Below are 18,146 nucleotides of genomic sequence, written 5' to 3'. Positions count from 1 at the left end.
ATGGACGGCGCCAGCCCCTTGCGCGTGCTGTGGAGTGTCTACCTGCCGATCTCGGGCAACATCGTCTGGGCGATGGCGATCGTCACCTTCATCGGCGCCTGGAACAACTTCCTCTGGCCCTTCATCATCGTCACCTCGAACGAGATGATGACGATCCCGCTGGGCCTGACCCAGACCTACGACGCCTTCGGGGTGCGCTACGCCCAGCTGATGGCCGCCGCGCTGCTGGGCGCGCTGCCGGTCGGCCTGGCCTACATTGCTTTCCAGCGCCGGGTCACCCAGGGCTTCCTCGCGGCCAGCGGCCTCAAAGGCTAATCATTCAGGAGCGCACATGGCATCGGTCAGCCTACGCGGCATCAAGAAGCAGTACGAGAACAACAGCGTCATCAAGGGCATCGACCTCACCATCGAGGACGGCGAATTCGTGGTCTTCGTCGGCCCCTCGGGCTGCGGCAAGTCGACCCTGCTGCGCATCATCGCCGGCCTGGAAGACATCAGCGAAGGCCAGCTCGAGATCGGCGGGCGCGTCAGCAACGACGTCGAGCCGGCCAAACGCGGCATCGCCATGGTGTTCCAGAGCTATGCCCTGTATCCGCACATGAGCGTGGCGGAGAACATGGGCTTTGCGCTGAAGCTGGCGAAGGTGCCGAAGGCGGAGATCGCGGAACGGGTGGGGCGCGCGGCCGAGATCCTGCAGATCGGCCACCTGCTGGAGCGCAAGCCGAAGGCGCTGTCGGGCGGCCAGCGCCAGCGCGTGGCGATCGGCCGCGCCATCGTGCGCAAACCCGAGGTCTTCCTGTTCGACGAGCCCTTGTCGAACCTGGATGCGGCCCTGCGCGGCCAGACCCGGGTCGAGCTGGCGCGCCTGCACCGGGAATTGAAGAGCACCATGATCTACGTGACCCACGACCAGGTCGAGGCGATGACCCTGGGCCAAAAGATCGTGGTCCTGAACGGCGGCCGGATCGAACAGGTCGGCACGCCCTTCGAGCTGTACGAGCGCCCGGCGAACCGCTTCGTAGCAGGCTTCCTTGGTTCGCCGCGCATGAACTTCTTCGATGCGACGCTTGTCCACCAGGGCGAACGCGGCGCCACCGTGGCGCTGGCGGGCGGGGCGCGGGTCCAGGTCGCGGCCGATGCCGCGCGCGTGCGGGCGGGCGTGCGGGTCACGCTCGGGGTGCGGCCCGAGCACCTGCAGATGGCCAGGCCCGGGGACGAAGGCGGCGCCATCGCGGCCACCGTCGCCCTGGTCGAGTACCTGGGCGACGTCACCCTGGTCTACTTCCACGTCGACGGCGTGGCCGAGATGGTGGCGGTCAAGTGCGACGCCGACACCGCGCCGCCGACTCCCGGGAGCAGGGCGGAACTGGTGTTCCCGGCCACGCGCGCCTTCCTGTTCGACGAGGAGGGGCGGGTGTTCGCGCCGGGCTGGGTCGAGAGCACGGCCGAGCCGCCGGCTTCGCGGGTTCCGGCCGTGCGCTTGCCATGAACAGTGTGGCGCGGCGCCCACGACATGACGTTTTCGGATAGCTCCCGCGCGTTTCGTTATGGGTGACGGCCGGGCCGGCCTCGTAAGATCTCATCAAGGTCCAGGCCGGCCCGGCGGCCCGGGAGCATCACTCCCGCGTCACCCTCATACAGAACCCAGGAGACAAGCATGACCCGATTGACAGTCAAGCCGCTCTGCGCCGCCCTCATGCTGGCGTGGGCCTACGGGGCGCCGGCGCTGGCGCAAAGCGCCGCTGACAGTGCGGCCGCCGCCGCGCCGGCCGACCAGGCGGCCGACCAGCAGTCCGCCACGGCCGGAGAGCCGGCAGGCCAGCAGCCAGCCGCCGATGCCCAGCCGGTCCAGGCGGTGTCCGTGGTCCAGGTCACCGGCCTGCGCCAGAGCCTGCGTTCGGCCGAGAGCATCAAGCGCGACGCGCTGCAGGTGGTCGACGCCATCAACGCCGAGGACATCGGCAAGTTCCCCGACCGCCAGGCCGGCGACGCGCTGCAGCGCGTGGCCGGGGTGCAGGTGGGCCGCGACCGTGGGCAGACCAGCACCGTGATCATCCGCGGCCTGCCGGATGTGGCCACCACGATCGACGGCAACGAGATCTTCACCGCTGCCGCGCGCCGCCTGTCCTACGAGGACCTGCCGGTCCAATCGATCGCCGGCCTCGACGTCTACAAGTCGGCCACCCCGAACCAGCTCGAGGGCGGGATCGCCGGCGCCGTCAACGTGCGCCTGCGCTCCCCGTTCGACGCCAAGGGCCTCAGCGTCACCGGCTTCGTCGAAGACCGCATGCACAAGACCAACGGCAGCGACGCGACGGAGGATAGGCACAACCCCGGCGGCGGCTTCTCGGTCAGCAACCGCTGGGACACGGGCGTGGGCGAAATGGGCGCGCTGCTCGACGTCGCGGTCTTCCGCGAGAACTGGGCCTATCCGGTGCAATGGGTCGACCGGCCCGAGAACGTGTTCTCGGTGAACGCGGACGGCACCGCGACCCGCCTCGACAACCGGGTGCCGCCGGTTGCGGCTCCCGGCGAAGTGCTGGGCCAGCTGCCTAACATCGGCGGCATCTACAACAGCGGCAAGCGCGAGCGCCAGAGCATCCACGGCGCCTTCCAGTGGAAGATCAGCCCGCAACTGCAAGCCAGCGCGCAGTACCTGGGCATGGGCTACCAGGGCCGCAACGCGGTCAACTACATCCTCGACATCGTCACCTGGGCGCCGCGCCTGACCAACGCGGTGCTGGCGCCGCAGGGCAGCCACTGCAACACGCCGCGCGGCACGATCTGCCCCATCCTGTCGGCCGATGCCGCCGCCGCCCAGTTCGGCCCGGGCGCCTATGACTGGGACCCCTACATGGCCACCAGCACCTGGGGCCAGGACGAGCGCACCCGCACCAATTACCTGAACCTCGCGCTGCGCTACGCGAACGGGCCGCTGACGGTGAAGACCCACCTGGCCCATACCCGCTCGAAGTTCGTCAACGACACCATCATCGTCGACCAGCAGATCCCGGGCGCCAGCTCCAGCGTGTATGCGGTCGGCGCCGACGGCCACGGCGGCTACAATGCCGTCACCACGCCGGGCAGCGCGAACGCCTTGCGCGACCCGAACGGGTTCGTGCTGCGCGGCCTGGTCCAGAACTGGAACGAGCAAGCCGGCAACCAGTGGCAGTGGCGCGCCGACGGCACCTACCGCCTCGGCGGCGACTTCTTCCGCGCGATCCTGGCGGGCGTGCGGCTGTCGCAGCGCAAGGCCAGCTACCACGGCGCCGAACGGGCGTCCGACCTGGCGGGAAGCGTCCGTCCGACCCCGATCGGCCTGTTCGGCCCCGGCTTCGAACAGCTGGTGCCGGGCCTGGACCGCCTGGGCGGCCCCTGGTACACGCCGTCGTCGGACTTCCTGCTCGATAACGCGGACGTGGTGCGCAACGCCTACGGCCAGCCGGGCGGACGCGTGCCGGACGATCCGACCCGCCTGTTCGACCAGAAGGAGCGCAACGCCACCTTCTACCTGTCGGGACGCTGGGAAACCGAGTTCGGCGGCATCAAGGTCAGCGGCGAAGCGGGCGCGCGCGTGTTGCGCGACAAGCGCACGCTGCGCGGCCAGAACCGCATCGGCGACGTGGTGAGCGACGTCAGCCTGTCGACATCCGAGACCAACGTGTTGCCGAGCGTCTCGGCGGTCGTCAACTGGAGCGACCAGTGGCAGTCCCACCTTTCCGCCGGCAAGACCTTGACCCGGCCGGGCTTCCGCGAGCTGAACCCGGCGCTCTCGCTGGTGCCGCCTACGGTGAACGCCCCGGGCAGCGGCGGCGCCGGCAATCCCTACCTGGAGCCGACCCGCTCGAAGAACCTCGACGCCACGCTCGAATACTATTTCGCGAAGAACGGCTACGCCCAGGTCGCGCTGTTCCACCGCGACATCGACGGCTACCTGCAGAACTTCACCCAGGACGAGAGCATCGACGGCGTGACCTACCGCGTGACGCGTCCGCAGAACTCGGGCAAGGGCACGCTGCGCGGCGTCGAACTCGGGGGCCAGAAGTTCTTCGACTTCCTGCCCGGTTTCTGGAGCGAGTTCGGCATCCAGGCCAACTACACCTGGATCGACGGCGACAACGAAACCAGGACCGACTTCGGCAGCGACGTGTTCGACAAGACCGCCCTGATCGGCGTGGCCAAGCAGAACTACAACCTCGCGCTGCTCTACGAGGGCAACGGCATCACCGGCCGCCTGGCCGCAACCCGCCGCGGCGACTACGTGGAGCAGATCGCCGAGCCGCCGTTCGGCCAGGACCGGGTGGTCAAGGCCACCACCTTCGTCGACCTGAGCATCGGCTACGAGGTGTCGCCGAACGTGTCGCTGCACTTCGACGCGATCAACCTGACCAAGGCGAAGTTCGAGAGTTCGCTCGGGCCATACCAGCCGCGCGACATCCGCTACAACCCGACGACCTATGCATTGAGCCTGCGCTACAAGATGTAAGGGCGAGGGTCCCGTTGAAGGAGAAGCGATTGCAGCGCACCTACCAGAACCCGGTCTATCCGGACACCTTCGCCGACCCCTTCGTGCTGAAGCACGAGGGCGTCTACTACGCCTACGGCACAGGGCCCGGCGGCGCGGACGGCCGCCAGGTGCCGGTACTGCGTTCCTTCGATCTGGTCGCGTGGGAGCCGCTCGGCCACGCGCTCGCGCCGACCGGCGCCTTGCACTGCTGGGCGCCGGAAGTGGCCTTCCACGCGGGTCGCTTCTACATGTACTACTCATCCGGCTCGGCCGACGAGGGCACCGACCAGAAGCTGCGTGTGGCCGTCGCCGACGATCCGGCCGGCCCCTTCGTCGATTGCGGCAAGGTCCTGGCGCCAGACCAGCCGTTCTCGATCGACGCCCATCCCTACCGGCACCTTGATGGCCAGTGGTACCTGTTCTATTGCGTCGACTTCCTCGACGTCGACGACGACCACCGGATCGGCACCGGCATCGTGGTCGACCGCCTGCTCGACATGACGACCCTGGCCGGCCAGCCGCAGGTGGTGGTGCGTCCGCATCAGGACTGGCACATCTTCCGCAAGGGGCGCAGCATGTACGGCGGCGTCTACGACTGGCACACGGTGGAGGGCGCCGCGGTGCAGGTGCACGAGGGACGCTTCTACTGCTTCTACAGCGGCGGCGCCTGGGAGCGCGAGAACTACGGCGTCAGCTATGTCGTGGCCGACCACCCGCTCGGTCCGTACCGGCGGCCCGAGGGCGGACACGAGGCGCTCTTGATGCGCAGCCGGCCAGGGATCGTCGGACCCGGGCACAACTCCTTTACCACCTCGCCGGACGGGAGCCAGACCTGGATCGTGTATCACGCCTGGGACGAGGCACAGACCGCGCGGCGGATGTGCATCGACCGGCTGGAGTGGGAGGGCGGGCGGCCGGTCACGGCGGGTCCGAGTTCCGGGCCGCGGGAGGCGCCTGCGGCTTGATGGCCGTGGGCGCGCGCGGGCGTGATTACTGGCGAGCCTCGTATTGCTCGATAAGCCGACGCAATTTCTGGACGTCAGCCGGAGACAGCTTGCCGCGGCCGCCGAAGTGCGCTACCAGCGATGCAATGCGCCCGCCGAACAGGCGCTGCACCAGGCGCTCGCTTTCGCGCGCCAGCCAGGCCTCGCGCTGTAGCACAGCGTGGTAGAGAAAGCGCCGTCCGTCCTTCGTTGCCGCGATCGCGCCCTTCTTGAGCAGCCGGTTGAGCAGGGTCTTGACGGTGGCGCTCTGCCAGTGCTGGCTCTCGGATAAAGCAACCACGACCTGCTCGGCCACGACCGGTCCGGGCGCGCGCCACAACACCTCCATGACGTGCGACTCGGCGTCGCTGATGTTGGTTTCGGAAGACATGGGAGAATCATTTACAGTTGTAAGCGAATTCGATGATTACATCCGTAATCGACTCCGTCAAGAGCTCGCCGAAGCCGCGATGCCGAAGCGCGCCTGATTTTCGCCGCTATGTCGTCCATTGCACGGTCAGCGCCGCCGATGTCTTTCACACTCGGCGCGAGCGGTGGACGCCGCAATGCCGATGAGAAAACGTTAAAATTGCCTGATCGCAAGCACAGCAAAGTTGAAGGGAAACAGATGCCGACAGCGCGCATGACCGTGGAGCAGGGGATCCAGACAGCCGGCGTCGGCAAATTCCAGTACCGCCTGTTCGTGATCTTCGGCCTGGTCTGGATGGCCGACGCCATGCAGGTATTGTCGATCGGCTTCACCGCGCCCTCGATCGCGAAGACCTTCGGCATCGCGATGCCGCAGGCGCTCGAGACCGGCACCGTGTTCTTCGTCGGCATGCTGCTCGGCGCCTTCGGCTTCGGGCGCCTGGCCGACCGCATCGGGCGCAGGCCGGTGCTGATGGCGGCGGTGCTGGTCGACGCCTGCTTCGGAGTCGCTTCCGCCTTTGCCCCGGACTTCACCTGGCTGCTGGCGCTGCGCTTCCTGACCGGCATCGGCGTCGGCGGCACGCTGCCGGTCGACTACACGATGATGGCCGAATTCTTGCCGAGCGACCGGCGCGGGCGCTGGCTGGTGCTGCTTGAATCCTTCTGGGCGGTCGGCACCATCCTGCTGGCGGTGCTGGCGCTGGTGGCGCTGCGCTGGGGCGAGGATGCCTGGCGCGTGATCTTCCTGGTGACCGGGGTCCCGGCCCTGGTGGGCGTCGTGCTGCGCCTGTCGATCCCCGAGTCGCCGATGTACCTGAACCGCAGCGGCAGGCCGGAGCAGGCGCGCGCGGTGCTTGAGCGCGTCGCCCGGGTCAACGGCCGGCAGGTGACGATTCCGGCGCTGCAGCCGGAAAGCGCGGTGAGGCACGGGCTGTCGGCGCTGTTCTCGCACCAACTGCGGCGTCGCAGCGTTGGCCTGTTCGCGGCCTGGGCGCTGATCTCGATCGCCTACTACGGCGTGTTCGTCTACCTGCCGGTGCGCTTGAGCGCCCAAGGTTTCGGTTTCATGCGCGGCCAGGAGTTCCTGATCGTGCTGGCGCTGGTGCAGCTGCCGGGCTTCGCGCTGGCGGCCTATGGCGTGGAACGCTGGGGCCGAAAGCCGACGCTGATCGGCTTCCTGCTGCTCAGCGCCCTGGGCTGCATGCTCTACAGCTTCGGCAGCGCAACAAGCGTGGTGGTCGGCTCGACCCTCCTGATGAGTTTCGCGCTGCTCGGCACCTGGGGCGCCCTGTACGCCTTCACGCCCGAAGTCTATCCGACCGACCTGCGCGCCTCGGGGATGGGAACGGCCGGCGCGGTCGCGCGCTTCGGCGGGCTGTTCGCGCCGGCCATCGTGGCGCCGGTGATGGCGACCCACTTCACGCTGGCGCTGGCCATGCTGGCGGGTTTCCTGGCGCTCGGCGCGCTGGCGATCGCCCGTGTCGACGTCGAGTCGCGCAACCGGGTGCTGGAGTAGGACCGCCGCTTCAGCTGTCCTGCGCCGCGCGCGCGAACATCCGGCGGCAGCCTTCGCCCAGCACCGTGACCAGCACCACGCCGGCGGCGACGGTCAGCGCGTTGCGCAGGTCGGGCTGCATTGCACCCAGCGCGAACAGCAGGGTGGTCGCCTCGGCCGGCGGATGGCGCGCCTTGGCCGCCGCCTGCAGGCCCATCGACGACAGGACCGCCAGTACGGCGGCCGCCAGCCTCGGTCCGGACAGGATGTGCGCCTCGGTGACGCCGGGCAGGGCCGCGGCGCCGGTGAGATGCACGGCGGCGATGCCGCAGGCCAGGCCGATCAGGTGTCCGGCGCAGACGTTCCACGGCCTGGCGCTGGGTTGCGTCGGCGTGCTGGCCTGGATCGCGACGGTCGGTCCGAGACTGGGAAACAGCCAGGGCACGCCCGCCAGGATGCCGCCCAGTCCGACCAGGCCGAGCACCAGGGCGGCGGCGAGCGGCGGCGCGGCCGCGCGCGCGAGCCTGTCCGCGCCGCTCACGAGGGCACCACCAGGGTCTGCGGCGCGGCCTGGCGGATGCGCCCGTGCAGCCACTGGAGCTGGCGCTTGTTCTGGTGACGGATTGTCGTGATCGCGGATTCGAAGGCCTTGTCGTGCAGCGAGCGCGCGGCCTGTTCCAGGATGTCGAGCGAGATCATGCTCTCGTTGACCAGCAACCACAGGTCGTGCAGGTCGCGCAGCATGTCGAAGCCGCCTTGCTTGCGCTGGACCAGCAGGGCATCGTCGAGCCGCTTCGGCTCGCCTTCGCGGCGTTCGCCGTATTGCTGGACGAAGGGTTCCAGCGCCTCGGCCGAGGCGCCCGACCACTGCGCGAAGACGTGGCACAGCGGGCCGATGTCGGGTTCGTCCGGGTGGGTCGAACGGACCTGCTCGAAGGCCTTGACCAGGCGCCGCTCGCTGAGCTGCAGCAGGCCCAGGTAATCGGCGACGTGGGCGCGCAGCGGCCGCGCCTTTTCCCAGCCTTCGACCAGCACCTCCTTGGCCTGCTTCAGCGCATGCACCACGCCGGTGCCGGTCGATGCCGGGTCGCTGACGCCTGGTGCGGCGGGGTCCATCCGTTCCGGCTGGGTGCTGGTCGGCGCGGCGATCTTCTCGAGGCGTACGGCGGCGTACTTGAAGTGCGGCTGCTTGCTGACCGGGTCCCACTCGTAGATCGTCAGTTCGTTGGCGGCACGGGCGCGGCCCGGCTGGTCCCAGTAGCCGAAGTGAAAGGGCACGAAGATCTCGCCGGCGACGATGTCGGCGATGCTGGCGCGCGCCTCGGCGATGCCGCGCCGCGATGCGATGCGGACCCAGTCGCCGTCGGCGATGCCCAGCCGCCCGGCGTCCTCGCGCGCGACCTGTACGAAGTCTTCCGGCGCGGCCGCGGCGAGCGCCGGCGCGCGGCCGGTCTTGGTGCGGGTGTGGAAGTGGTAGACCAGGCGCCCGGTGGTCAGGAACAGCGGATAATCGGCGTCGGGCTCCTCGAAGGGCGCCATGTATTCGGCGCCCTTCAGGACCGCGCGGCCGGCCGGGTTGGAAGCGCGGTATTCCTGCTCCGGGATCGGCGCGCCGGTGATCAGGTCGTGGCCGAAGTCTTCGCAGTAGTCGGCATCGGTCGGGAAGACGAGATCCTGATAGATGCGCGGCGTGCCCTCGGGATGCTCCTCGTTGCAGGGCCAGGGAATGCCCGATCCCTCGCTCAGCTTCGCGTAGGACAGGCCGGTGTAGTCGCAGGGACGGCCGCGGGTGCAGGCCTTCCAGCCCTCGAAGGCTTCCTCCGGCGTCGACCACTTGATCAGCGGCGCGCCGTCCTTGTCGCGGAAATCCATGCGCCGCGCGAAGTCGACGAAGATATCGAAGTCGGCGCGCGCTTCGCCGGGCGGCTCGACCGCCTTGTGGCTGATGTGGACGGTGCGGTCGACGTTGGTGAAGCAGCCCGTCTTTTCTCCCCATAGCGCGGCCGGCAGCACCACGTCGGCGATCTGCGCGGTCTCGGTCAGGAAGGCGTCCTGCACCACCACGAACAACTCGGGCTTTTGCAGGATGTTGCGCACCCGCGCCAGGTTGGGCAGCGACACGGCCGGATTGGTGGCCTGGATCCACAGCATGCGGATCGAGCCGGTCTCGCAATAGCGGAAGATCTGCATCGCATGGGTCGGCGGGGTCCAGTGCGGAATGATGGCCGGATCGACGTTCCAGACCCGCGCCAGGTCTTCGATGTGGTCGATGTTGTGCCAGTTGCGAAAGCCCGGCATGTCGCCGTCGGCGCCGGCTTCGCGGGTGTTCTGGGCGGTCGGCTGGCCGTTCATCTGCAGGAGGCCGCAGCCTGGGCGGCCGATGCGGCCCAGGACCAGGTTGATGTTGTTGACCTGGACCGCCGCGGCGGTCGCCTGGTTCGACTGGTAGACGCCCTGCAGGCAGGTCGAGAGCAGCATGCGCGACTGGCCGATGATGTCGGCGGCGCGGCGCAGGTCGGCGGCGGGCACGCCCGTGATCTCCTCGACCCGTTCCGGCGGGTAGTCGGCGACCAGCTTCGCCAACGCGTCGTAGCCGGTGGTGTGCCGGTCGACGAAGGCGCGGTCGACGTGGCCGCCGGCGACCAGCAGGTGCAGCAGGCCGTTGAGCAGGGCGACGTTGGTGCCGATGCGCGGCGCCAGGTGCAGGTCGGCTTCGCGCGCGGTCATGGTGCGCCGCGGGTCGACGACGATCAGTTTCGGCGGGTTGGCGGTGCGGCGCCGGTCCAGCACGCGCATCCACAGCACGGTGTCGGTGTTCGACATGTTGTGCCCGACCATCAGGATGCAGTCGGTGCTGTCGACGTCGAAATAGGAACCGGGCTGGCCGTCGCTGCCGAAGCTCTCCTTGAGCGCGGCGGCGGCGGTGGCGGTGCACAGGCGGGTGTTGCCGTCCATGTGCGGCGTGCCGAGTCCTGCCTTGCCGATCATCCCCAGCGTGTAATACTCCTCGAGGAAGAGCTGGCCGCTGGTGTAGAAGCCGATCGCGCCGGCCGAGAAGTCGCGCCTGATCTGTTGGGTGCGCTCGACGATCAGCGTCATCGCTTCGTCCCAGCTGGCCCGCTCCAGGCGGCCGTGGCGCCGGATCATCGGGTAAGTCAGTCGGTCGGCGCTGTTGTTGGCTTCCCAGCCGTGCAATCCCTTCGGCCCCAGGCGGCCGCGATTGACGACGTCCTGCGCGCGTCCGCGCACGCCGACGATGCGCCCGTCCTTGACCCCGATGTCGCAGCCGCAGCCGTTCGAGCACAGCACGCAGGCCGATTGCACCCAGCGCTCGGGTTCGTCAAGCGTGCGCTGGTCGACGCGGACCGGCCACTGGTCTTCGCCGGCATACGGCGTGCGCTCGCCCCAGATGTCGGCGACGCTGTCCCTGGATTCCATGCCTCTCCTCCTGAATGAAAACCCTGCCGCACCGGCGACAAGGCCCTGTGGAAGGGTTAGCCCGTGCAATCAGGAAAAACATTTATAGAAAAGTACTTGTCACTAATACATGGCTAGGAAGCATAGCGATCCTGGCAAAGACAGGGCGCGTGATAGCCGGGCGATGGCGGCCGGGTAGCCGGCATGACGCCGGCGCCGTGCACGCGATGGTGCAGGGCGCCGGCGAAAGGAAGCTTAGGGGGAGGTGTCGCTTACGGCACGTACTTCCAGGTCCCTTTCTCGATCCGCACCATCACCTGCGAACGCTGGTCCAGTCCCTGGTGGTTGGTCGGGGTCATGTTGAAGATGCCGTGCGAGGCCGGCAGGTTCTTGATGCCTTCCAGGCCGTCGCGCAGCGCGGCGCGGAACTCCTTCGTCCCCGGCTTCGCCTTCGGCACCGCGCTCTTCGCCGCTTCCTGCAGCAGCAGGGCGGCGTCCCAGGCGTGGCCGCCGAAGGTCGACAGGCTGTCCTTGTTGTAGGCGCCGGTGTATTTGTTCACGTAGGCCAGCGCCGATTTCTTCACCGGATTGGCGTCGGGCAGCTGGGAGGCGACCAGCATCGGTCCGGCCGGGATGAAGGTGCCTTCGCAGTCGGCGCCGCAGACGCGCAGGAAGTCGCTGTTGGCCACGCCGTGGGTCTGGTAGATCTTGCCGCGGTAGCCGCGCTCGCGCAGGGCCTTCTGCGGCAGCGCGGCCGGGGTGCCGGAGGCGGCGATCAGGATCGCGTCCGGGTTGGCCGCGACCAGCTTCAGCACCTGGCCGGTGACCGAGGTGTCGGTGCGGGCGAAGCGCTCGTTGGCCACGACCTTGATCTTGCGCACGTCCGCCATCTTCTGCGCCTCGGTCCACCAGCCGTCGCCGTAGGCGTCGCTGAAGCTGATGAAGCCCATGGTCTTGACGCCGTTATTCGCCATGTGCTGGGTGATGGCGGCGGCCATCTGGCCGTCGTGCTGGGTGGTCTTGAACACCCAGTGGCGCTTGGCGTCCATCGGTTCGACGATGCGCGAGCCGCCGGCGATCGAGATCATCGGCGTCTGGGTTTCCGCCGCCACTTCCAGCATGGCCAGCGAGGTCGGCGTGATCGACGAACCGATCAGGAGGTCGACCTTGTCTTCGGAGACCAGCTTGCGCGCGTTCTTGACGGCCTGGGTGGCGTCGGAGGCGTCGTCGAGCACGATGTACTGCACCTTCTGGCCGGCGATTTCGGCGGGGAACAGCGAGACGGTGTTCTTTTCCGGGATGCCGAGCGAGGCGGCCGGGCCGGTGGTCGAGATCGAGACGCCGACCTTGATCTGCGCATGGACGTTGGCGGCAGCCAGGGTGGCGAGGGCGGCGAGCGCGAGGACGCGCTTGCGGATGAGAGGAAAACGGGGTGCTGCGGTCATTGCCAGTCTCCTTTGTTGTTTTGAAGTGGGTGCCGCCAACCATTCCAGCGAAGACGAACGAGGCGGGAACACGCCATAGTATAGGCCGCTCGACAGGAAAAAATGTCGATTTTCAATGTTTTTCGAATATCATCTACGCATAAGCGGGCGGCGCCGAGAGCATTCGCGAAGCGCCGCCCATAACAACGATTGGAGAGAGGAGGGCCACGCGGGCGTGGCCGGCCAGCGGCGCCGTGCGGTCAGTACGGTCGGCGCCGCCGGGAGCCGTCGCGCCCATCGGCAGCGGTATGGATTTATCTATCTTCGCCATCCTGACCCAGGACGGCATCGCCAGCGGCGCGGTGTACGTGCTGCTGGCCCTGGCGCTGGTGCTGGTGTTCTCGATCACCCGCGTCATCTTCATTCCGCTGGGCGAATTCGTCGCCTTCGGGGCCCTGACCATGGCCGCCTTCCAGGCCGGCCACTTCCCGCAGAGCGCCACCCTGCTGGTGATCCTGGGGCTCGCCAGCTTCGCGCAGGAGGCCTTCGTCACCTTGCGCAGCCCTGCCGGCCAGATCCATCCCGGCCGTGCGCTGGCGGCGTCCTTCCTCAAGTTCGTCCTGCTGCCGGTGGCGGTCTACGCGCTCGCGCGCGGCGTCGACGGCGCGGCCCTGCCGATGCCGGCGCAACTGCTGCTGGCCTTTGCCATCGTGGTGCCGATGGGGCCGATGATCTACCGCCTGGCCTTCCAGCCGCTGGCCGAAAGCCCGGTGCTGGTGCTCTTGATCGTGGCGGTCGCCGTGCACCTGGTCATGCTCGGCATCGGCCTGGTGCTGTTCGGCGCCGAGGGCTCGCGCACCACGCCGTTCTGGACGGAAGTGTTCAATGTCGGCACCGTGACGATCTCGGGCCAGAGCGTGGTCGTGATCGCGGCGGCGCTGCTGCTGATCGGTGCGCTCTGGCTGTATTTCGACCGCACCCTGTCGGGCAAGGCCCTGCGCGCCACGGCCGTCAACCGGCGCGGCGCGCGCCTGGTCGGCATCGGCACGGTCCAGGCCGGGCGCCTGGCCTTCCTGCTGGCCTCGATCATCGGCACCCTGTGCGGCGTCCTGATCGCGCCGATCACCACGATCTACTACGACAGCGGCTTCCTGATGGGGCTGAAGGGCTTCGTCGGCGCCATCATCGGCGGCCTGGCGAGCTATCCGCTGGCCGCCGGCGGCGCGCTGCTGGTCGGGCTGCTGGAAGCCTATTCCTCGTTCTACGCCAGCGCGTTGAAGGAAGTGATCGTGTTCACCCTGATCATTCCGGTGCTGCTGTGGCGCTCGATCGTTCATCCGCAGGTCGAGGAGGAAGAAGCATGACGCGCCGTTCGCTGCTCATCTTCGGGCTGGCCGCGCTGGCCTTCGGCCTGCTGCCGCTGCCGCCCTACTGGATCACCCTCGGCAACTACATCGGGCTGTATGCGATCGTCGCCCTCGGCCTGGTGCTGCTGACCGGGGTCGGCGGCCTGACCTCGTTCGGCCAGGCTGCCTTCGTCGGCCTCGGCGCCTACGCCACCGCCTACCTGGCGACCGCCCACGGCCTGTCGCCCTGGCTGGGGCTGGTGTGCGGTCTCTTGATCACGGCCGGCTGCGCGCTCTTCATCGGCGCCATCATGCTGCGCCTGTCGGGCCACTACCTGCCGCTCGGGACCATCGCCTGGGGGCTGTCGCTGTACTACCTGTTCGGGAACATGGAGTTCCTCGGCAAGTACGACGGCATCGCCGGCATCCCGCCGATCACGCTGTTCGGCCTCGACCTGGGTTCCGGCAAGAGCATGTACTTCATGATCTGGCTGGCGGTGCTCGGCTTTGTCATCCTGCTGCGCAACCTGCTCGATTCGCGTTCCGGGCGCGCGATCCGCGCGCTCAAGGGCGGCGCCCTGATGGCCGAGGCGATGGGCGTGAACACCGCGGCCATGAAGATCCGCATTTTCGTGGCCGCGGCGCTGCTGGCCTGCGTCTCCGGCTGGCTGTATGCCCACCTGCAGCGCGCCGTGAACCCGTCGCCGTTCGGCCTGAATTCCGGCATCGAATACCTGTTCATGGCGGTGATCGGCGGCGCCGGCTACCTGTGGGGCGCGATCCTCGGCGCGGCGGTGCTCACCATCCTGAAGGACCAGCTGCAAAGCTGGCTGCCGACCCTGATCGGCGCCAACGGTAACTTCGAGATCATCGTGTTCGGCATCCTGATGGTGATCCTGCTGCAGCGCGCCCGCAACGGGCTCTGGCCCTTCATCGCCCAGTACCTGCCGCAGCGGCCGGCGGCGGTTGCGCCCGAGGGTGCCGCGACCCTGCCGCAGCGGGCAAAGGCGGCGCCGGGCTACCCGCTGCTGGTGGTCGACAAGGCGCGCAAGCAGTTCGGCGGCCTGGTCGCGGTGAACGACATGAGTTTCACGGTGCACGGCGGCGAGATCGTCGGCCTGATCGGGCCGAACGGCGCCGGCAAGTCGACCATGTTCAACCTGGTGACGGGCGTGCTGCCGGCCAGCGGCGGCGAGATCCGCCTGCGCCGCGGCGACGCCCTGGCGCGCATCGATACGCTGCCGGCGCGCGAGATCGTCAAGCTCGGCATCGGCCGCAGCTTCCAGCACGTGCACCTGCTGCCGGAGATGACGGTGCTGGAGAACGTCGCCATCGGCGCCCACCTGCGCGCGCGGCGCGGCGTGCTGGCCAGCGCGCTGCGGCTCGACCGCGAGGAGGAGGCGGCGCTGCTGTTCGAGGCGCGGCGCCAGCTCGAGCGCGTGGGGCTGGGCGAGCTGCTCTACGAGCAGGCCGGCAACCTGGCGCTCGGCCAGCAGCGCATCCTGGAGATCGCGCGGGCGCTGTGCGCCGATCCGGCCCTGCTCCTGCTCGACGAGCCGGCGGCCGGCCTGCGCTACAAGGAGAAGCAGGCGCTGGCGAGCCTCATCAACAAACTGAAAGCCGAGGGCATGAGCATCCTGCTGGTCGAGCACGACATGGACTTCGTGATGAACCTGGCCGACCGGCTGGTCGTGATGGAGTTCGGCGCAAAGATAGCCGAAGGCGCGCCGGCCCAGGTCCAGCAGGACCCGGCCGTGCTCGAAGCCTACCTCGGAGGGATAGACTGAATGAATACGCCCATTCTCGAAATCGACGGGCTGCACGTCGCCTACGGCAAGGTCGAGGCCCTGCATGGTCCGAGCATCACGGTGGGCGCCGGGCAGATCGTGACCGTCATCGGGCCGAACGGCGCCGGCAAGTCGAGCATGCTCAACGCCATCGCCGGCGCGCTGGGTGCGACGGCCTCGGCCCGCGGCGCGGTGCTGCTGGGCGGCGTGGACGTGAGCGCGTATCCGGTCGAGGAGCGCGTCGCCCGCGGCATGAGCCTGGTGCCCGAGAGCCGCGACCTGTTCACCACCATGAGCGTCGAGGACAACCTGCTGCTCGGCAGCTACAGCCGCTACAAGCGCGGCGACAAGGACCATGCCGGGCAGCTCGCCTTCGTCTACGAACTATTCCCGCGCCTGCGTGAGCGGCGTGCGCAGGCGGCGGGCACGATGTCGGGCGGCGAACGCCAGATGGTGGCGCTGGGGCGCGCGCTGATGGCCAGGCCGTCGCTCCTGATGCTGGACGAGCCCAGCCTCGGCCTGGCGCCGCTGATCGTCAAGGAGATCTTCCGCGTCATCGTGCGCCTGAAGGAGACCGGGGTCGGCATCCTCCTGGTCGAGCAGAACGCGCGCGCCGCGCTGCAGGCAGCCGACTATGGCTATGTGCTGGAAACGGGCGAGGTCGTGATGGAAGGGCCGGCCGCAACGCTGGCGAACGATCCACGGGTGATCGATACCTACCTGGGCCTGAACAAGAAGTCGGCCTAGGCCTGGCTGTGCAGCCAGCGCTCGAGCGCCGCGATTACCGGCGCGTCGTTCGGGTGGGCCGCCACTTGCCGTAGTTGCTCGACCGGCGCCAGGTGGACGGCCTGCGATTCCCAGCCCATGCATGCCGGGCTGCCGCCGGTGCGGCGCGCAATGTAATAGCGCGTGTAGGTCTGGGTGCGCCGGATGTCGAGCAGGAAGGCCTCGATGCCTACCTGCAGGCCCGACTCCTCGAAGGCTTCGCGCACGCTGGCGCACTGCAGGCTGGTGCCGGGGTCGACCCGGCCTTTCGGGAAGGTCGCCGTGTAGCCGCCGAAGCCGTTCGAGGGCGCGACCAGCCACACGCGCCCGTCGTCCTCCAGGATCACCGCGCCGGCCGCCGCCGCCATTCCGGCGGGCTGGACGAAGGGCGGCTCGTCGAGCGCGGCTTCCATGGCGCAGGCGCTCCAACCGTGCGCCGTAGCGGGCGCGTCGGTCCAGGGTGCAAAGGGCAGGCCGTTCAGCGCGGCCGGCAGCGGGCCGCCGGGAACGACGGTCGCGAGTTCGCGCGGATCGCTCCACCTGGACAGGGGCGTGGGGATGGAAGGCTGGCGGATCGGGACGGGGCGGCCGTCGTCGTCGGGGCAGGGGCGCAGGATGCTCATCGGTCTCGGCGGGTAAAAACGCAATCATCCGTGGATTGGGACGTGCTGGCAATGTGCGCGCCATCCGGCCTGGGCATGCGCCATTCCATAGGCTATGCTGTCGTCCCGACATGAACTCGACTGCCCGCAAGCGCATGCTGAACAAGAACGAGGCCGCACCGGCCGGCGACAACCCAATCCATACTGGCCCGACGCTGCGCCTGCCTCCGCGGCCAGCGGCGGCGGCCGACGATGCGCAAGCGCGGGCGCAGGCACGCGCTCACCGGGACGCCGCAGTGCGCGGCGTCACCTCGATCGAGGCCATGCGCGACGCCATCAGGCGCGCCTCGCGCGACCTGCCGGTCCTGCGCGAGGTGCCGCGCGCGGGCGCGCTGGACGGCGCCGGCTTCGAGGCCCGCGCGGCGCAAGGGCTCCCCTTCCTGCTGCCCGGCGCGGCCAAACATTGGCCGCTGTGCGCACTGACGCCGCAGACCCTGCGCGAGCGCTTCGGCGCGCTGCCGGTGCGGGCGCGCGTAGGCGACTATGTCGGCACCGCCTTCGCACCCGACCGGGCGATGCGCGACATGTCGATGCTCGACTATCTCGACCTGGCGCCGGAAGGAGGGGAGGCGCTGCCCCCGTATGTGGGCAACCTGGAGCTGCGCGCCCTGAACCGGTTTTGCCACTGGCCGGGCTGGCTCAGGAAGCCGGGGCCGCCGCGCTTCTGGCTGGGGCCGGCCGGCACGGTCACGCCGCTGCATTGCGACTACGACGACAATCTGTTCGCCCAGGTCTGGGGCAGCAAGCGCATCTTCCTGGCGCCGCCGCACCATGACGCCTCTCTGTATCCGCGTGAGGCGAATGCATTGCTGTTCGGTTCGCCATTCGATCCCGAAGCGCCGGATTTCGAGCGCTTCCCGCTGGCGCGCCAGGCCGCGCTGATCGAATGCGTCGTCCAGCCGGGCGACATGCTGTACGTGCCGGCCGGTTGGTATCACCAGGTGCGTTCGCTGAGCTTTTCGCTGTCGGCCAACCGCTGGTCGCGGGCGATGCCGCTGGTGCTCGGCAACGATGCCGCGCTGCGCAGCCAGGTCGGCTGAAACGGTGTGGCGTATTTGCCATCGGGGTCTTGCGCGAAGGCCCTTCGGTTTGCTATAGTCCTGTTCCTGCTTCTGCAGTGCGAGAAAAGTTCAGCGAAATCAAGTAGTTGAGCTCGGTGTTTCGATAACGCCGCTGGCGCTGAAGAAAAAGAGGAGTTGACGAAGATCGCGAAACACTGCATAATCTCGCTTCTCTGCTGCTGACGAACAAAACGATTCGCACAACGCAGCAAGGTAGTACAGAATCCTCGGCGGAAGCCACAGTTCTTTAACAATTAACAGTCGATAAGT

Annotated in this window: 14 protein-coding genes and 1 pseudogene; 9 read left to right on the top strand and 6 right to left on the bottom strand. The window is 68.5% G+C overall.

All coding sequences use genetic code 11. The features are described from left to right. The 4 genes and pseudogenes from RT688_RS22740 to RT688_RS22725 form a co-directional block, all read left to right on the top strand. Positions 1-315: pseudogene (locus tag RT688_RS22740) on the top strand (carbohydrate ABC transporter permease); the annotation flags it as partial. Positions 316-331: 16 nt separating this feature from the next. After that, on the top strand, positions 332-1,489 hold the full coding sequence (locus RT688_RS22735) for a sn-glycerol-3-phosphate ABC transporter ATP-binding protein UgpC (RefSeq protein ID WP_313707109.1): 1,158 nt from the start codon (positions 332-334) through the stop codon (positions 1,487-1,489). 168 nt (positions 1,490-1,657) lie between these two features. Then, the gene (locus RT688_RS22730; protein WP_313707108.1) at positions 1,658-4,486 is read left to right on the top strand and encodes a TonB-dependent receptor; all 2,829 of its coding nucleotides are present in this window, start codon (positions 1,658-1,660) and stop codon (positions 4,484-4,486) included. Positions 4,487-4,515: 29 nt separating this feature from the next. Beyond that, positions 4,516-5,472, top strand: coding sequence for a glycoside hydrolase family 43 protein (locus RT688_RS22725; protein ID WP_313707107.1), 957 nt, complete (start codon positions 4,516-4,518; stop codon positions 5,470-5,472). A 25-nt stretch (positions 5,473-5,497) separates the two neighbouring features. On the opposite strand, the gene RT688_RS22720 is transcribed toward RT688_RS22725, so the two are convergent. Further along, complete coding sequence (locus RT688_RS22720; RefSeq protein ID WP_313707106.1) at positions 5,498-5,881, bottom strand: BlaI/MecI/CopY family transcriptional regulator; 384 nt, start codon at positions 5,879-5,881, stop codon at positions 5,498-5,500. A 237-nt stretch (positions 5,882-6,118) separates the two neighbouring features. Between RT688_RS22720 and RT688_RS22715 the strand changes: the two genes are divergently transcribed. Then, positions 6,119-7,435 carry an MFS transporter gene (locus RT688_RS22715; RefSeq protein WP_313707105.1) on the top strand — a complete coding sequence of 439 codons (1,317 nt, stop codon included), beginning with the start codon at positions 6,119-6,121 and terminating at the stop codon, positions 7,433-7,435. Between the two features lie 10 nt (positions 7,436-7,445). Here RT688_RS22715 and RT688_RS22710 read toward each other — a convergent pair whose 3' ends face one another. From RT688_RS22710 to RT688_RS22700, 3 genes are all read right to left on the bottom strand, one after another. Beyond that, positions 7,446-7,955 carry an HPP family protein gene (locus RT688_RS22710; protein WP_313707104.1) on the bottom strand — a complete coding sequence of 170 codons (510 nt, stop codon included), beginning with the start codon at positions 7,953-7,955 and terminating at the stop codon, positions 7,446-7,448. Then, the gene (locus RT688_RS22705; RefSeq protein WP_313707103.1) at positions 7,952-10,852 is read right to left on the bottom strand and encodes a nitrate reductase; all 2,901 of its coding nucleotides are present in this window, start codon (positions 10,850-10,852) and stop codon (positions 7,952-7,954) included. The genes RT688_RS22710 and RT688_RS22705 overlap by 4 nt, the downstream gene beginning before the upstream one ends. A gap of 251 nt (positions 10,853-11,103) precedes the next feature. Next, on the bottom strand, positions 11,104-12,276 hold the full coding sequence (locus RT688_RS22700) for an ABC transporter substrate-binding protein (RefSeq protein ID WP_313707102.1): 1,173 nt from the start codon (positions 12,274-12,276) through the stop codon (positions 11,104-11,106). 287 nt (positions 12,277-12,563) lie between these two features. Between RT688_RS22700 and RT688_RS22695 the strand changes: the two genes are divergently transcribed. From RT688_RS22695 to RT688_RS22685, 3 genes are read left to right on the top strand one after another with little or no spacing between them, the layout of a single operon-like run. Next, on the top strand, positions 12,564-13,619 hold the full coding sequence (locus RT688_RS22695) for a branched-chain amino acid ABC transporter permease (protein ID WP_313707101.1): 1,056 nt from the start codon (positions 12,564-12,566) through the stop codon (positions 13,617-13,619). Beyond that, positions 13,616-15,388, top strand: coding sequence for a branched-chain amino acid ABC transporter ATP-binding protein/permease (locus RT688_RS22690; protein WP_313707100.1), 1,773 nt, complete (start codon positions 13,616-13,618; stop codon positions 15,386-15,388). The genes RT688_RS22695 and RT688_RS22690 overlap by 4 nt, the downstream gene beginning before the upstream one ends. Next, positions 15,389-16,135, top strand: coding sequence for an ABC transporter ATP-binding protein (locus RT688_RS22685; RefSeq protein ID WP_313707099.1), 747 nt, complete (start codon positions 15,389-15,391; stop codon positions 16,133-16,135). It abuts the gene before it with no gap. On the opposite strand, the gene RT688_RS22680 is transcribed toward RT688_RS22685, so the two are convergent. Continuing rightward, positions 16,132-16,776 (bottom strand): NUDIX hydrolase, encoded by a 645-nt coding sequence (locus RT688_RS22680; RefSeq protein ID WP_313707098.1) that lies wholly within the window; start codon positions 16,774-16,776, stop codon positions 16,132-16,134. The two genes, RT688_RS22685 and RT688_RS22680, sit on opposite strands and share 4 nt — an antisense overlap. A gap of 110 nt (positions 16,777-16,886) precedes the next feature. On the opposite strand from RT688_RS22680, the gene RT688_RS22675 reads away from it, so the two are divergent. Continuing rightward, positions 16,887-17,855, top strand: a complete 969-nt coding sequence (locus RT688_RS22675) for a cupin-like domain-containing protein (RefSeq protein ID WP_409521980.1) — start codon at positions 16,887-16,889, stop codon at positions 17,853-17,855. A gap of 99 nt (positions 17,856-17,954) precedes the next feature. Here RT688_RS22675 and RT688_RS22670 read toward each other — a convergent pair. Next, positions 17,955-18,146: hypothetical protein (locus tag RT688_RS22670; RefSeq protein WP_313707097.1), on the bottom strand; the 192-nt coding region annotated here is incomplete at its 5' end.

It is taken from the genome of Massilia sp., from assembly GCF_032106685.1.
Classification (GTDB): Bacteria; Pseudomonadota; Gammaproteobacteria; order Burkholderiales; family Burkholderiaceae_D; genus Telluria.
Note: the sequence above shows the minus strand (reverse complement) of the source record. Positions and strands in the feature narration are given on the sequence as shown.

Coding starts and splice junctions, on each gene's coding strand:
- RT688_RS22685 (WP_313707099.1), top strand. CDS start 15,389: ATGAATACGCCCATTCTCGAAATCGACGGGCTGCACGTCGCCTACGGC.
- RT688_RS22715 (WP_313707105.1), top strand. CDS start 6,119: ATGCCGACAGCGCGCATGACCGTGGAGCAGGGGATCCAGACAGCCGGC.
- RT688_RS22695 (WP_313707101.1), top strand. CDS start 12,564: ATGGATTTATCTATCTTCGCCATCCTGACCCAGGACGGCATCGCCAGC.
- RT688_RS22730 (WP_313707108.1), top strand. CDS start 1,658: ATGACCCGATTGACAGTCAAGCCGCTCTGCGCCGCCCTCATGCTGGCG.
- RT688_RS22705 (WP_313707103.1), bottom strand. CDS start 10,852: ATGGAATCCAGGGACAGCGTCGCCGACATCTGGGGCGAGCGCACGCCG.
- RT688_RS22675 (WP_409521980.1), top strand. CDS start 16,887: ATGAACTCGACTGCCCGCAAGCGCATGCTGAACAAGAACGAGGCCGCA.
- RT688_RS22720 (WP_313707106.1), bottom strand. CDS start 5,881: ATGTCTTCCGAAACCAACATCAGCGACGCCGAGTCGCACGTCATGGAG.
- RT688_RS22690 (WP_313707100.1), top strand. CDS start 13,616: ATGACGCGCCGTTCGCTGCTCATCTTCGGGCTGGCCGCGCTGGCCTTC.
- RT688_RS22735 (WP_313707109.1), top strand. CDS start 332: ATGGCATCGGTCAGCCTACGCGGCATCAAGAAGCAGTACGAGAACAAC.
- RT688_RS22680 (WP_313707098.1), bottom strand. CDS start 16,776: ATGAGCATCCTGCGCCCCTGCCCCGACGACGACGGCCGCCCCGTCCCG.
- RT688_RS22700 (WP_313707102.1), bottom strand. CDS start 12,276: ATGACCGCAGCACCCCGTTTTCCTCTCATCCGCAAGCGCGTCCTCGCG.